The organism is Mesorhizobium sp. 131-3-5 (assembly GCF_016756575.1).
GTDB lineage: Bacteria > Pseudomonadota > Alphaproteobacteria > Rhizobiales > Rhizobiaceae > Mesorhizobium > Mesorhizobium jarvisii.
This window is the reverse complement of record NZ_AP023254.1, coordinates 5,241,190-5,254,497: the sequence shown is the minus strand read 5'-3', so window position 1 is coordinate 5,254,497 and position 13,308 is coordinate 5,241,190. Positions and strand designations below refer to the sequence as shown.

Below are 13,308 nucleotides of genomic sequence, written 5' to 3'. Positions count from 1 at the left end.
GTAAGCCGCTGACACTCCCCCCGCAAGAGAGCATGGCCATGACCTACGACCTCATCCTGACAGGCGGCACAGTGGTCAACCATGATGGCGAGGGGGCACGTGACATCGGCGTGAAGAACGGACGCATCGCCGCAATAGGCGATCTCCGCCAGGCCTCGGCCGGCGAGACGATCGACTGTCGCGGCCTGCACATCCTGCCGGGCGTCATCGACAGTCAGGTGCATTTTCGCGAGCCGGGACTGGAGCACAAGGAAGATCTGGAAACCGGCTCGCGGGCGGCGGTGCTTGGCGGCGTCACCGCCGTGTTCGAGATGCCCAACACCAACCCGTTGACCACCAGCGAGGCAACGCTGGCCGACAAGGTTCGGCGAGGCAGCCACCGTATGCATTGCGATTTCGCGTTCTGGGTCGGCGGTACCCGCGATAACGCCAGGGATGTCGGCGAGCTCGAGCGGCTGCCGGGCGCCGCGGGCATAAAGGTTTTCATGGGTTCGTCCACCGGCGACCTGCTGGTCGAGGACGACGAAGGCGTCGCCTCGATCCTGCGGAACACTCGCCGCCGTGCCGCCTTTCATTCGGAGGACGAGTTCCGGCTGCGCGAGCGCCTTGGCGAACGCATCGAGGGCGACCCGTCATCGCATCCGGTCTGGCGCGACGAGATCGCCGCCTTGCGTTGCACCGAACGGCTGGTGCGCATCGCGCGCGACGTTCGCGCCCGCATCCATGTCCTGCACATCTCGACCGCCGAGGAGATCTTGTTCCTTGAACAGCACAGGGACGTCGCGACCTGCGAGGCGACGCCGCACCATCTGACGCTGAGCGCCGACGACTATCTCAGGCTCGGCACGCTGATCCAGATGAACCCACCCGTGCGTGCCTCCCGCCACCGCGATGGCGTCTGGCACGGCATCGCGCAAGGCATCGTCGACGTGCTCGGCTCCGACCACGCACCGCACACGCTGGCCGAAAAGGCAAAACCTTATCCAGCCTCGCCCTCGGGCATGACCGGCGTGCAGACGCTGGTGCCGATCATGCTCGACCACGTCAACGCAGGCCGGCTGACCTTGCAGCGCTTCGTCGACCTGTCCAGCCACGGCCCGCAGCGCATTTTCGGCATGGCCAGAAAAGGCCGCATCGCCGCCGGCTACGACGCCGACTTCACGGTTGTCGATATGAAGCGGCGCGAGACCATCACCAATGCGCAGGCCGGCTCCAAGGCGGGCTGGACGCCCTATGACGGCAAGGAAGTCACCGGCTGGCCGGTCGGCACCGTCATTCGCGGCCGCCGCGTTATGTGGGAAGGCGAAATCGTCACACCGGGCCAGGGCAGGGCGGTGGAGTTTTCCGAGGCCCTTGTCGTCTGAGCTTCCCTATCCCTACAAGCAGGAGCAAGCCACTCAGTCCCCGGCGACGAAGAATGTCCATTGCCCGGCAGGCGTGATGCCGACGCGATAGAAGATATAAGCGCCGAACTGCTTCATGTCGTCGAAATCGCCGGCGGTGACGATCTTGAACAGTTCGACCCGCTGCTTGGCGTCGAGCTTGTCCAGCGGCAGCGCGAAGAAATACGGCCAGACATAGAGTTCCTGCGCTGTTCCGGCGTCGACATGGACATAGCCGGCGCTGAGCACTTCCTCCAGTATGGCCAGGATCTCCTGGCCGTCAGGGTCGCCGGACAGCCCTTTGAGGAAGGCAATGGCGTCGCCGTCGATGTCGGCCAGTGACAGCTGGGTCATGCTGTCGCCCTTGCCGATCAGGGGCCGGAGCTTTTCGATGTCGCCGCTCTTGCAGGCCTCGATGATCAGATCATGCATGCGCCGCACGGGCTCGGGCAGCTTGCCAAGGTCGTAGACGACTTCAGGCAAGGGCGCCTCGGGATCGACACGCGGCCTGTTGCTGCCGCCATCCGCTGGACTGTCGGGCTCTGCCGCATCTGGAGCGGCAGGCTGCTGGCCGGTCGAAGGCGGCGTTCCCACCGGGTCGGGCATGGGAATCGCGCCGCCGGGCGACGAGACGTCATCATCCGCTGACGGGGTGACAGGTGAGGGAAGGTCTTCGCGTTGGATCTCGCTCAGCGCATAGGCCGGGCTGCTTGCCAGGCACGTCACAAAGGCAATCGCGGCACAGCAAGCGGCGAGACGGATGTAGAGGACCAAGCCCTTCGGCCCGCCTGACATCGGAAAATTCACTGCCCGTATCTCCTTGGCTCCCGGGCATGATGCCCAAACGGCACTCGATCGTCAAAGAACCGGATGTCGGTTCAGTGCCGCAGCCGCTCGGGTTCGAAGGCGCCAGCAATCACCTTTTCACGCATGCGGTCGAGCAGGGCAAGGGCCGATGTCTCGCCGTTGGCGCGCAGCATTTCACCGAACGCGGTCTCAAGCGCCGCCTCGGCAATGATCTCGGGCTCGATGCCGGCCGAAAGGCCCTCGGCCCAGGCTTCGCTGTGGCTTTCCACCGCCGTCAGGCGTTTTTCTTCCCTGACCAGCGCATCGATGTCGTTGACACCATGTTCCATAGCGATGTCCACCCTTTCAAGCTGCGATCCATCAGTGCGGATCAGGCTTGATCTGTTCCGTTTACACGCAGCCCTAAGTAAGTATCTGTAAATACGACATTTTTTTGATCGTCTTTACAGCAGACGGCTGTGTTTGGCGAAGCTGCGTTTCAACCCGGATCAAACTTAGCCGATTAGGCCTGCCTGCGGGGTGAAAACCTTCAGTTTGAGTTAATTTCGCATTCTTGCGGTAACGTTTGATTAACGCTGTTGCAGAAGTGCAACATCAGGATTGCACCAAGACACAGACCGCTACAAGCCAGATTTGTCTGATAGGACCGGCGACGGCTCGGATATCTGTTGATGGACGCCTAATTGCCATAGCGCGAGGCGATATCGCGCGACAGCGTCTCGCCTTCCTTCATGTAACGGCTAATGGCTTCCGTGGCTGAAGCGGTGCACTGCGTATAGGTGCCGCCGAAGGAACGATAGCCGCGATTGAAGCTGGCGATGAAGCGGGCGCGACGCTCCGGATCCGGATTTTCCGATTCGAGCAGTTTTTCCATTTCGCCACGCCACTGGTCGCCCTTCTCGCCGCACAGATTGCGCAGGAAATGCAGCGACCCCAGCACCTCCGCCAACCGCATCAGCCCCGGCTCGAACGGCGACTCGACGCTGAACGCCGGCCGCACGGCCACGGCCGTACTGACGGCAAGGCATAAAGCGACAAGAAAACGAGCACGGCTCATAAGTCTATGTGACCAAACAATTTGTCGCCTGCAAGGCGTTTCCGGCCCGGCGGTTGGGGAATTCAGCGGCTTTCAGGGGGAACCAGCAAGTCGGCCAAGCAGATCTTCCGCCACCGCGAACACCGAGCCGGCAAGCGGCAGCGCCGCCATCTCGCGGAGTGTGTAGAAGGCTGCTGTCTCGGCATCGTCGCTCGCCACGGCCTCGCCGCCGGCATAGGCGGCGCCGAAGACCGTGAGGCGGTAATCGACCGGGTGAGAATCGTCCCTGCCGTCGATATGAATTACCCGAAGCGGGCGAAAACCGGTGGCACGCAAACCGGTCTCTTCGTGCAACTCGCGCTTGGCGGCATCCTCCAGCGTCTCGCCGGCCTCGGCCTTGCCGCCGGGAAAGGCATAGAGACCCTGCGAAGGTTGCCGCGCCCGCTTGACCAAGAGCACGGTGTCGCCACGCACCACGGCTACCGAGACCGCCGGCAGTATCTTTCGTGTATCGCTCATGGCTTCCCAACCGTTCGACCGCCGCAGCCCGCTGTGGACGGGTCAGCGCCGGACAGCTTTAGCGGTTGCAGTGCGGCTGTTCCATCGCCACTTTCTGGAACCATTCGAAGGCAGGAGCAATCGATCATGTGCGGACGTTTTGCCTTGGCCGCCACACCGAATCAGACCGCCGCCTTTCTCGGCCTGGCCGAGCTGGAGGATTTCCCGGCGCGCTACAACATCGCGCCGACGCAACCCGTGCTGATGGCGACCGCCGGCGCGCCGCGTGCACCGGGCTCCAATTTGCCGGATCGGCAACCGATGCTGGTGCGCTGGGGCCTCATTCCCACCTGGGTCAAGGACACAAGTGAGTTTCCGCTGCTGTTCAACGCGCGCTCGGAAGGCGCAATCGAAAAGGCCTCGTTCAAGGCCGCCATGCGTCATCGCCGCGCGCTGGTGCCGGCGTCTGGCTTCTACGAATGGCGGCAGAGCGGGGGCAAGAAGGGGCAACCCTACTGGATCCGGCCCAGGCATGGCGGCCTGGTCGCCTTTGCCGGCCTGATCGAGACCTATGCCGAGCCTGGGGGCTCGGAAATGGACACCGGCGCCATCCTGACGGTCAATGCCAATGCCGACATCGCTCATATCCACGACCGGATGCCGGTGGTGATCGATCCCGGGGATTTCGCCCGCTGGCTGGATTGCCGCACGTTGGAGCCGCGCGATGTTGCCGACCTGCTGCGGCCGGCGCAGCCCGATTTCTTCGAGGCTATCCCTGTCTCCGACCTCGTCAACAAGGTCGCCAACACCGGCCCGGAGATTCAGCAGAGGGGCGAGGTCGGGCCGGAGCCCGAGAAGACCAGGCGCCAGAAGCCTGGCGCGGACGACAGTCAGATGACGTTGTTCTAAGGGATACCGCTATTTCGAGGCGTATGTGAGCGCCTCATGCCCGGCGCCTTTGGCGCCGGCCGCACACTCCTTCAGGCAGCGCGGGGTGATACGATCTTCGGCGCCGGCTTCTTTTTCTTCGCGGTATGAAGAAGGGCGGCGACGATCGCGGCCGGGCCGATGGCGCGATAGTGGCTGGCCAGCGCCGGTTGCTTGGCGCGGTTGGCTTCCTGCTTGCTTCGAGGCATGTTTCTCTTCCCAGGTAACGTTTTCGTGTTCGCGTTTGACCGTTGAATCCGACCAAATCGTGACGTTTGGTGATCTAGCCGGCGAATGTTTCATGACTGTGCCGACATGTTTAATAAAATGTTTCACTGCCTGATTCCGCGTGATCGGGCGACGCGTTTGCCAATCTTTACGGCGTTTTTCTTGGAAGCAGCGGCTTGACGGCAACACTGACCAAGGCGATAAAGCCGCCCATGAAAACGTCTTTCGCCATTTGTGGCATTTGCATTATTGGCTAGCCTCGCGCTGGTCCGGACGTTTTCGCCTCATCTTTCCCCAGATTGGACAAACGCCCCGGCCAGCAGGCTGGAGTCTGATTTGCGCCTCGGCGCGGGACTGGCTCCATCCAGATAAAAAGTTCTGAACCGGGAAGGCATGGAATGTCCGACGCATCGCAGGGCCTGCGCCTCTACAACACGCTGACGCGAACGAAAGAGAATTTCGTTCCGATCGATGCGCTCAACGTGCGCATGTATGTCTGCGGCCCGACCGTCTACGACTTCGCCCATATCGGCAATGCCAGGCCGGTCATCGTCTTCGACGTGCTGTTTCGCCTGCTGCGCTATCTCTATGGCGAGGCGCATGTCACCTATGTGCGCAACATCACCGACGTCGACGACAAGATCAACGCGCGTGCACTGCGCGATTTCGGCAGCGAGATATCGGCCGGAAAGCTGTCGCTCAACGAAGCCATCCGGCGGGTGACCGAAAAGACCGCCGACCAGTTCCACAGGGATGTCGCCACGCTTGGCTGCCTGGAGCCAACGGTCGAACCGCGCGCCACCGAATTCGTCGAGCCCCGCGCCGATGGCAAGGCCGACATGATCACCTTGATTCAAAGCCTGATCAAACGCGGCCATGCCTATGTCGCGGCAGGTGAAGTTCTGTTCGACACGGCGTCGATGCCGGACTACGGCCAACTGTCGAAGCGCAATCTCGACGAACAGCAGGCCGGCGCCCGCGTCGCCGTCGATGCGCACAAGAAGAACCCCGGCGATTTCGTGCTGTGGAAGCTGTCCTCACCGGAAGAGCCGGGCTGGCAGAGCCCATGGGGCAGGGGTCGGCCCGGCTGGCACATCGAATGCTCGGCGATGTCGGCGGCTTATCTCGGCGAGGTGTTCGACATCCATGGCGGCGGCCTCGATCTCATCTTCCCGCATCATGAGAACGAAATCGCCCAGTCGCGCTGCGCCCACGGCACGTCAGTCATGGCCAATGTCTGGATGCACAACGGCTTCCTGCAGGTCGAGGGGCAGAAGATGTCGAAGAGCCTCGGCAATTTCTACTCGATCCACGAACTGCTGGAGACGGAGACCTTCGGCGGCCGCAGCTGGTCGGGCGAGGTGCTGCGGCTGGCGATGCTGATGACGCACTACCGCGAGCCGATCGACTTCTCCGTGCGCAAGCTGGAGGAGGCGGAGAACACGCTGCGCAAATGGAAACGCGCCGCGGATCTGGTGCCCGCGGCCGGGCAGGTGCCGGTGGAGGTCATCAGTGCCTTGTCGGACGATCTCGCCACCTATGCCGCCTTCCAGGTGCTGACGCAGTTGGCCAGCGAGGCCGCGGAAGGCAACGAAGCCGCCGCCGCGCTGAAGGCGTCACTGCTGTTCCTCGGCTTCGATGTTGCCTCGGCAAAGGTGGATGAGGACAAGGTTGCCAAGGCGATCGCCGATCGCCTCGCCTTTATCGCGGCGAAGAACTGGGCCGAAGCCGACCGCATCCGCGACGAGCTTTTGGCGCAGGGTGTACAGTTGAAGGACGGCAAGGATCCGGCCACCGGCGAACGTGTGACGACTTGGGAGGTCAAGCGGTGAGGGTAGCGCCAAGCACCTTTGCAAGTTTGGCGGAGGCGCCGGTGACAGCCGATCTCCCCCCTTGCGGGGGAGATGTCCGGCAGGACAGAGGGGGGTGTGAAGGAACGCCAAGGTTTCCGTTTGTCCCCCCTTATTCCAATCACTTCTTGAGAAGGCAGCGGTCGCAAGCTGACAGGCCGGCGGGACAGCACCCCCCTCTGCCCTGCCGGGCATCTCCCCCGCAAGGGGGGAGATCAGCCCTCGTGGCCGATTTCGCTAGTTGCCGGCGAAGGAGTGTTTGATGGGGCACGACCTCGTTCCATCCCGTCAGCGAAGAAACGCCAAATCCATGCGTCGCGTCATGACCGATGCAGAGTTGAAACTCTGGAACGAGTTACGTGCTCACCGGCTGATGGAGATGAGCTTTCGGCGGCAAGTGCCGATTGGGCCCTATATCGTGGACTTTGCGTGTTCGGCTCATCGCCTCATTGTCGAGGTCGATGGCAGCCAGCATGCTGACGAGGAACATCTCCAGTACGACGAGGCGCGAAGCGTCTATCTGAAGGCCAGCGGCTGGACCATCCTGCGTTTCTGGAACGACGACGTCATTCGCGATATCGACAATGTCTGCCAGCACATCGTGATCGAGGCCGGTTTGGCCGGTGCCGAAGTGCCAGCACGTGAGCCAGCAAGGGAGGCATTTCCATGATCGACCATCTCGGCATCGATGTTGCCGACTTCGAGGCTTCGAAGGCTTTCTTCGACAAGGCGATGGCGCCGCTTGGCGCTTCGCTGCTCTATATGGTGCCGCTGGAATACACCGGCGGTGCCAAGGTCGGTGGCTATGGCCGTGATCGGCCCGTGTTCTGGCTGCAGGAAGGCAAGGGTGGTCAAAAGGCCCATCAACACGTTGCCTTCACCGCGCGCAGTCGCGCCGAGGTCGATGCCTTCCATGCCGCGGCCCTGGCAGCCGGCGGCAAGGACAATGGCGCGCCGGGCCTGCGCCCACACTATCATCCGAACTATTATGGCGCCTTCGTCTTCGACCCCGACGGCAACAATGTCGAGGCCGTCTGCCATGAGCCGGAGTGAGCCATGAGCCTTGACAACCGGCCGGTCTACACAGGCGGCTGCCAATGCGGCGCGGTGCGCTTCCGCGTCGAAGGCACGCTTGGCGACGCCTCGATCTGCCACTGCCGCATGTGCCAGAAGGCGAGCGGCAATTTCTACCTGCCGTTGGTCTCGGTGCGCGGCGCCAGGGTTGACTGGACGCGCGGCGAGCCCAAGCGCTTTCGTTCCTCCAATGCTGCCTGGCGCGGCTTCTGCGCCGAATGCGGCACGCCGCTGACCTTCGAGGCGCCCGACGGCATGGCGCTGGCGATCGCCGCCTTCGACGATCCGGCTGACATCGCGCCGACCATCCAGTGGGGCACCGAGGCAAAACTGCCTTATGTGGATTCGATCCCGCAACTGCCGGGCGAGGATACGATGGCGGACATGGGTTCGGCTCCCTATCTCGCCGAGCTTGTGTCCTACCAGCATCCCGATCACGACACCGACCAATGGCCGCCGGAGGAAAGACCATGACCGAGACTGTCCGAACCGGCGGTTGCCAGTGCGGCGCCGTGCGCTTCCGCATCAAGGGGGCGCTTGGGCGCCCGTCCATCTGCCATTGCCGCATGTGCCAGAAACAGTTCGGCTCGTTCTTCGGCGCGCTGGTGACGGCGCCCAGGGACGGTATCGAATGGACCCATGAGGAACCGAGCTATTTCCAGTCTTCGGTCAACATCGATCGCGGCTTCTGCGCCCGTTGCGGCACGCCGCTGACCTACCGCCAGCCCGGCGGGCTGGAGATCGCCATCGGCGCCTTCGACGACCGCTCGGACCTGGCGCCGCAAATTCAGGTCAATTACGCGTCCCGGCTGCCCTGGGTGGAAAAAATCTTCGAGACGCCGGTTCATGACGATCCCGACTTTTACGCAAGGCAGGAGCAGATCATCTCCTTCCAGCATCCCGATCACGAAACGGCCAACTGGCCGCAACAGGGCCTGAAACTATGAGCTTGCGCACCCTCTACCCGGAGATCGAACCGTTCGACAGCGGCATGCTCGATGTCGGCGATGGCCATGAGGTCTATTGGGAGCGTTCCGGCACCAAGGGCGCCAAACCGGCCGTGTTCCTGCATGGCGGACCTGGCGGCACCATCTCGCCCAAACACCGGCGGCTGTTCGACCCAAAACTCTACGACGTCATCCTGTTCGATCAGCGCGGCTGCGGAAAGTCGGCGCCGAACGCCTCACTGGAGGCCAACACCACCTGGCATCTCGTCGCCGACATCGAGCGGCTGCGCGAGATGGCCGGCTTCGACACATGGCTGGTGTTCGGCGGCTCCTGGGGCTCGACCCTGGCGCTCGCCTATGCCGAGACGCATCCCGATCGTGTCAGCGAACTGGTGGTGCGCGGCATTTACACGCTGACCCGCGCCGAGCTCGAATGGTACTATCAGTTCGGCGTCTCCGAGATGTTCCCCGACAAATGGGAGCGTTTCGTCGCGCCGATCCCCGAAGCCGAGCGCGGCGACATGATGGCGGCCTACCGCAAGCGGCTGGTCGGCTCGGACCGCAAGGCGCAGCTGGAAGCAGCCCGCGCGTGGAGCCTGTGGGAAGGCGAAACCATCACGCTGCTGCCCGAGCCGGAAACCAGCGACAAGTTTGGCGAGGACGACTATGCCATCGCCTTCGCCCGCATCGAGAACCATTATTTCGTCCATGCCGGCTGGCTCGACGAGGGGCAGCTGCTGCGCGATGCCTGGAAGCTCAAGGATATCCCCGGCACCATCGTCCATGGCCGTTACGACATGCCGTGTCCGGCGCGTTATGCCTGGGCGCTGCACAAGGTCTGGCCGAAGGCCGACTTTCACCTGATCGAGGGCGCCGGCCATGCCTATTCGGAGCCGGGCATCCTCGATCGGCTGATCCGCGCGACGGACAAATTTGCAGGCAAATGACCATGACCCGCGAGCGTCTCTATCTCTTCGACACCACATTGCGCGATGGCCAGCAGACGCCGGGCATCGACTTTTCCGTCGAGGACAAGATCGCGATTGCAAAACTGCTCGACGATTTCGGCATGGACTATGTCGAGGGCGGCTATCCTGGCGCCAATCCGACCGACACGGCGTTCTTTCAGCAGAAACGCACGGCAAGCGCCAAATTCGTTGCCTTCGGCATGACCAAGCGGGCAGGGGTGTCGGCATCCAACGACCCCGGCCTTGCAGCGCTTGTGCAATCGAAATCCGACGCCATCTGCTTCGTCGCCAAGAGCTGGGACTATCATGTCCGCGTAGCGCTCGGCTGCACCAACGAGGAGAATCTGGAGTCGATCAAGACTTCGGTCGAAACCGCTGTGGCTTCGGGCAAGGAGGCGATGGTCGATTGCGAGCACTTCTTCGACGGCTTCAAGGCCAATCCGGACTATGCGCTGGCCTGCGCCAGGACGGCCTACGATGCCGGCGCACGCTGGGTGGTGTTGTGCGACACCAATGGCGGCACGCAGCCTTCGGAAGTGCGTACCATCGTCGCCAAGGTCATCGCATCAGGCATTCCCGGTGATCATCTGGGCATCCACGCCCATGACGACACGGGCCAGGCGGTCGCCAATTCGCTGGCCGCGGTCGAGGCCGGTGTGCGCCAGATCCAGGGCACGCTGAATGGCATAGGCGAGCGCTGCGGCAACGCCAATCTGATCTCGATCGTGCCGACGCTGGCGCTGAAGCCGGCCTTCGCGGATCGCTTTGTATCAGGCATTTCGGCCGAAGCGCTGACCGGGATTTCGCGTCTGTCGCGTGCATTCGATGAATTGCTGAACCGCGCGCCGGAAGCGCAGGCGCCCTATGTCGGTGCCTCGGCTTTCGCCACCAAGGCCGGCATCCATGCCTCCGCCCTGGCCAAGGAACCGGCGACCTATGAGCATGTGCCGCCGGAATCCGTCGGCAACCGCCGCCGCGTCATGGTCTCCGACCAGGGCGGCAAGGCCAATTTCCTCGCCGAGCTGAAGCGGCGCGGCATCGAGGTGCCCAGGGACGATCATCGGCTCGACGCGCTGATATCAGTCGTCAAGGAGCGCGAGGCCGAGGGCTATGCCTATGAGGGCGCCGATGCATCCTTCGAGCTCCTGGCGCGCAAGATGCTGCACGGCCTGCCGGAATTCTTCAATGTCACCTCATTCCGCTGCATGGTCGAGCGCCGCTTCGACGCCAATGGTCAGTTGAAGACGGTGTCCGAGGCGATCGTGAAAGTACTTGTCGACGGCGAGGAGAAGATGTCGGTGGCGGAAGGGCATGGCCCGGTCAACGCGCTTGACATCGCGCTGCGCAAGGATCTCGGCAAGTACCAGAGCGAGATCGTCGACCTCGAGCTCGCCGACTTCAAGGTGCGTATCCTCAATGGCGGCACCGAGGCCATCACTCGCGTCCTGATCGAATCGCATGACGGCACTGGTGCGCGCTGGTGGACGGTCGGGGTTTCCGAAAACATCATCGACGCTTCGTTCCAGGCGCTGATGGATTCGATCATCTACAAGCTGATGAAGAACCGCGAGATGGCCGGACTTGTTGCTGCCGAATAAGGTTGAACCATCAGCGGAAGTCCATTGATCCATCAGAACTTTGTGATGGTCTTGCCAAGGTTACTGGGCCATAGGGTTGGGCCATGGTCACTGAAGCAATTGCCCTGGACGCAGAGTCAAAGGCCCGTCGCGGCTTCCTGCTGGCGCTGGGCGCCTATCTCTTGTGGGGTGTGCTGCCTTTCTACATGAAAGCGGTGGCGCATCTGCCTCTTGCCGAGGTGATCGCCCACCGCATCGTCTGGTCCGTGCCGATCGCCGCGGCGGTCCTGGTCTGGGCCGGCCGCACGGCGGACTTCAAGGCGGCCATTCGTTCGCCTCGCACCATCGCCATGGCGGCGCTGACGGCGGCGCTGATCTCGGTCAACTGGGGCATCTATGTCTGGGCGATCGCCGTCGATCGCACCGTCGAGACCGCGCTTGGCTATTACATCAACCCGCTGGTGGTGGTCGTGGTCGGAGCCGTGCTGCTGGGCGAAAAGCTCGACCGGTTGCAGATCGCGGCGGTCGCGTTGGCGACGGTTGCCGTCACGGTGCTGACAATCGAGGGCGGCAAGCTGCCCTGGGTGTCGCTGGCGCTGGCGTTTTCCTTCGCCGCCTACGGCTTCTTCCGCAAGACGCTGCCGATCGGGCCAAGCCAGGGCTTTCTGCTCGAAGTGCTTTTGCTGTCCGTGCCGGCTCTTAGCTATATCGTCTACCTGATCGCGACCGGACAGGACCACATCGTGTCGAGCACCGGCACCGACACGGCGCTGCTGATCGGCTGCGGTCCGGTCACGTCGGTGCCGCTGCTTTTGTTCGCGTTCGGCGCCAAGCTTTTGCGCCTCTCCACCATCGGCATCATGCAGTACATCGCGCCGACCATGGTTTTCCTGATCGCGGTTCTGATCTTCGACGAGCCGTTCGGCACGGCACAAGCCATAGCCTTTGCCCTGATCTGGACGGCGCTGGCGATGTATTCCTGGTCGATGCTGATCACCGCGCGACGGGCGGCGGCTACATCTGTCCGAGCCGCCTGACGAAGAGATAGGTCACGCCGGCGATCAGCAGCGAGACCGCGGTCACCACCCAGAAACCCATCGGCGTGTCGACCAGGGGCAAACCGCCGACATTCATGCCGAACAGGCCCGAGATGATGGTCATCGGCAACAGCACCGCCGTCATGACGGAGAGAACGTAGAGAAGCTGGTTCGACTGCATGGTCAGTTTCGCCATCAGCTCGTCCTGCAACAACCTCGTGCGTGCCTGCAACTGCTCGCCGTCATTATAGAGGGTGAGTGCCCGGTGCGAGAGTCTGGCCGCCATATCATTGATCAGATCAGGCAGCTCGTCGCGATGCGAATGGTCGAGATGCCGGAACAGGTTGGTGAGCGTCGCCATCTGCCGGTGAATCACCACCAGTTGCCGGCGCGCCTCGACCAGCGCCTGGCGTTCATTGTGCCATGCATCGCGCACGACGCGGTCCTCTATGCCGTCAAGCGCATCGCCAAGCTTGCCGAGTTCACCCGACATGCCATCGAGCGACTGGCCCATGACCGCCTCGATCAGGTCCGACGGCGAGCGGAATTTCCGCGATCCATTCTCCACCGCCTTGCGGATGGCGTCGACCGACTCCAGCGGCTGTTTGCGGGCGCCGATCAGCATCGTGTCGTTGAAAGCGAAGCGGAAATGGACGAGCCCGCGCGCCTCCGAGAAATCGTGCTTGAGGTCCGGCAGATCGCCATAGAGCCAACCATCCTCATAATCGATGTGGCAGCCATGGCTGGGGGCGAGGAATGCGTCACGCGCCGGGGCCGGCAGGGCCTGCTCGGCGCCGATCTCCTGGCGCGCGTGGAGGTCGGTGATCTGGTAGCTGCGCCAGGTCCAGTGGGCTTGCGCGGGATCCTTGGTGCGCACGCCTTCAGCGGTGAAATGGTAGATGAAGAACAGCCCGTGCTCATCGGGCAAATAGGGCGAAAGGTCGGTGCCTTCGGCGGGGAGGGCGATGTTCACTGTC

General features: G+C 62.9%; 16 protein-coding genes. 10 read left to right on the top strand and 6 right to left on the bottom strand.

What is annotated here, in order from left to right; translation table 11 throughout:
• The first annotated feature begins 32 nt into the window (after positions 1–32).
• Entirely contained in the window at positions 33–1,364 is a 1,332-nt protein-coding gene (locus tag JG747_RS25920) for a dihydroorotase (RefSeq protein ID WP_202360332.1), read from the top strand.
• Between the two features lie 33 nt (positions 1,365–1,397).
• Here JG747_RS25920 and JG747_RS25915 read toward each other — a convergent pair whose 3' ends face one another.
• From JG747_RS25915 to JG747_RS25900, 4 genes are all read right to left on the bottom strand, one after another.
• Positions 1,398–2,189, bottom strand: a complete 792-nt coding sequence (locus JG747_RS25915; protein WP_019857218.1) for a hypothetical protein — start codon at positions 2,187–2,189, stop codon at positions 1,398–1,400.
• Between the two features lie 71 nt (positions 2,190–2,260).
• A complete protein-coding gene (locus tag JG747_RS25910) occupies positions 2,261–2,518 on the bottom strand; it encodes a hypothetical protein (RefSeq protein WP_008874920.1) in 258 nt (85 codons plus the stop codon).
• Between the two features lie 350 nt (positions 2,519–2,868).
• Positions 2,869–3,246, bottom strand: coding sequence for a TIGR02301 family protein (locus JG747_RS25905; RefSeq protein WP_019857219.1), 378 nt, complete (start codon positions 3,244–3,246; stop codon positions 2,869–2,871).
• Between the two features lie 72 nt (positions 3,247–3,318).
• The gene (locus JG747_RS25900) at positions 3,319–3,744 is read right to left on the bottom strand and encodes an NUDIX hydrolase (RefSeq protein WP_019857220.1); all 426 of its coding nucleotides are present in this window, start codon (positions 3,742–3,744) and stop codon (positions 3,319–3,321) included.
• Positions 3,745–3,870: 126 nt separating this feature from the next.
• On the opposite strand from JG747_RS25900, the gene JG747_RS25895 reads away from it, so the two are divergent.
• Positions 3,871–4,632 carry an SOS response-associated peptidase gene (locus JG747_RS25895; protein ID WP_202360331.1) on the top strand — a complete coding sequence of 254 codons (762 nt, stop codon included), beginning with the start codon at positions 3,871–3,873 and terminating at the stop codon, positions 4,630–4,632.
• A 71-nt stretch (positions 4,633–4,703) separates the two neighbouring features.
• Here JG747_RS25895 and JG747_RS25890 read toward each other — a convergent pair whose 3' ends face one another.
• Positions 4,704–4,859 carry a hypothetical protein gene (locus JG747_RS25890; RefSeq protein WP_019857222.1) on the bottom strand — a complete coding sequence of 52 codons (156 nt, stop codon included), beginning with the start codon at positions 4,857–4,859 and terminating at the stop codon, positions 4,704–4,706.
• A gap of 417 nt (positions 4,860–5,276) precedes the next feature.
• On the opposite strand from JG747_RS25890, the gene cysS reads away from it, so the two are divergent.
• From cysS to rarD, 8 genes are all read left to right on the top strand, one after another.
• Complete coding sequence (cysS, locus tag JG747_RS25885; protein ID WP_202360330.1) at positions 5,277–6,710, top strand: cysteine--tRNA ligase; 1,434 nt, start codon at positions 5,277–5,279, stop codon at positions 6,708–6,710.
• Positions 6,711–6,990: 280 nt separating this feature from the next.
• Positions 6,991–7,398 carry an endonuclease domain-containing protein gene (locus JG747_RS25880; protein WP_202360329.1) on the top strand — a complete coding sequence of 136 codons (408 nt, stop codon included), beginning with the start codon at positions 6,991–6,993 and terminating at the stop codon, positions 7,396–7,398.
• Positions 7,395–7,781, top strand: a complete 387-nt coding sequence (locus JG747_RS25875; protein ID WP_038645668.1) for a VOC family protein — start codon at positions 7,395–7,397, stop codon at positions 7,779–7,781. The genes JG747_RS25880 and JG747_RS25875 overlap by 4 nt, the downstream gene beginning before the upstream one ends.
• 3 nt (positions 7,782–7,784) lie before the next feature.
• Positions 7,785–8,276, top strand: a complete 492-nt coding sequence (locus JG747_RS25870; RefSeq protein WP_019857226.1) for a GFA family protein — start codon at positions 7,785–7,787, stop codon at positions 8,274–8,276.
• Positions 8,273–8,749 carry a GFA family protein gene (locus JG747_RS25865; protein WP_202360328.1) on the top strand — a complete coding sequence of 159 codons (477 nt, stop codon included), beginning with the start codon at positions 8,273–8,275 and terminating at the stop codon, positions 8,747–8,749. Before JG747_RS25870 ends, JG747_RS25865 begins: the two co-directional genes overlap by 4 nt.
• Entirely contained in the window at positions 8,746–9,696 is a 951-nt protein-coding gene (pip, locus tag JG747_RS25860) for a prolyl aminopeptidase (protein ID WP_202360327.1), read from the top strand. The genes JG747_RS25865 and pip overlap by 4 nt, the downstream gene beginning before the upstream one ends.
• The gene (gene cimA, locus JG747_RS25855) at positions 9,693–11,315 is read left to right on the top strand and encodes a citramalate synthase (protein WP_202360326.1); all 1,623 of its coding nucleotides are present in this window, start codon (positions 9,693–9,695) and stop codon (positions 11,313–11,315) included. The genes pip and cimA overlap by 4 nt, the downstream gene beginning before the upstream one ends.
• 83 nt (positions 11,316–11,398) lie before the next feature.
• On the top strand, positions 11,399–12,331 hold the full coding sequence (gene rarD / locus JG747_RS25850; RefSeq protein WP_202360325.1) for an EamA family transporter RarD: 933 nt from the start codon (positions 11,399–11,401) through the stop codon (positions 12,329–12,331).
• Here rarD and JG747_RS25845 read toward each other — a convergent pair.
• Positions 12,309–13,304, bottom strand: a complete 996-nt coding sequence (locus tag JG747_RS25845; protein WP_038645676.1) for a transporter — start codon at positions 13,302–13,304, stop codon at positions 12,309–12,311. The genes rarD and JG747_RS25845 overlap by 23 nt on opposite strands.
• Between the last annotated feature and the right edge of the window lie 4 nt (positions 13,305–13,308).

Coding starts and splice junctions, on each gene's coding strand:
- JG747_RS25870 (WP_019857226.1), top strand. CDS start 7,785: ATGAGCCTTGACAACCGGCCGGTCTACACAGGCGGCTGCCAATGCGGC.
- JG747_RS25905 (WP_019857219.1), bottom strand. CDS start 3,246: ATGAGCCGTGCTCGTTTTCTTGTCGCTTTATGCCTTGCCGTCAGTACG.
- pip (WP_202360327.1), top strand. CDS start 8,746: ATGAGCTTGCGCACCCTCTACCCGGAGATCGAACCGTTCGACAGCGGC.
- cimA (WP_202360326.1), top strand. CDS start 9,693: ATGACCATGACCCGCGAGCGTCTCTATCTCTTCGACACCACATTGCGC.
- JG747_RS25865 (WP_202360328.1), top strand. CDS start 8,273: ATGACCGAGACTGTCCGAACCGGCGGTTGCCAGTGCGGCGCCGTGCGC.
- JG747_RS25900 (WP_019857220.1), bottom strand. CDS start 3,744: ATGAGCGATACACGAAAGATACTGCCGGCGGTCTCGGTAGCCGTGGTG.
- JG747_RS25895 (WP_202360331.1), top strand. CDS start 3,871: ATGTGCGGACGTTTTGCCTTGGCCGCCACACCGAATCAGACCGCCGCC.
- JG747_RS25910 (WP_008874920.1), bottom strand. CDS start 2,518: ATGGAACATGGTGTCAACGACATCGATGCGCTGGTCAGGGAAGAAAAA.
- JG747_RS25875 (WP_038645668.1), top strand. CDS start 7,395: ATGATCGACCATCTCGGCATCGATGTTGCCGACTTCGAGGCTTCGAAG.
- rarD (WP_202360325.1), top strand. CDS start 11,399: ATGGTCACTGAAGCAATTGCCCTGGACGCAGAGTCAAAGGCCCGTCGC.
- JG747_RS25920 (WP_202360332.1), top strand. CDS start 33: ATGGCCATGACCTACGACCTCATCCTGACAGGCGGCACAGTGGTCAAC.
- JG747_RS25880 (WP_202360329.1), top strand. CDS start 6,991: ATGGGGCACGACCTCGTTCCATCCCGTCAGCGAAGAAACGCCAAATCC.
- JG747_RS25890 (WP_019857222.1), bottom strand. CDS start 4,859: ATGCCTCGAAGCAAGCAGGAAGCCAACCGCGCCAAGCAACCGGCGCTG.
- cysS (WP_202360330.1), top strand. CDS start 5,277: ATGTCCGACGCATCGCAGGGCCTGCGCCTCTACAACACGCTGACGCGA.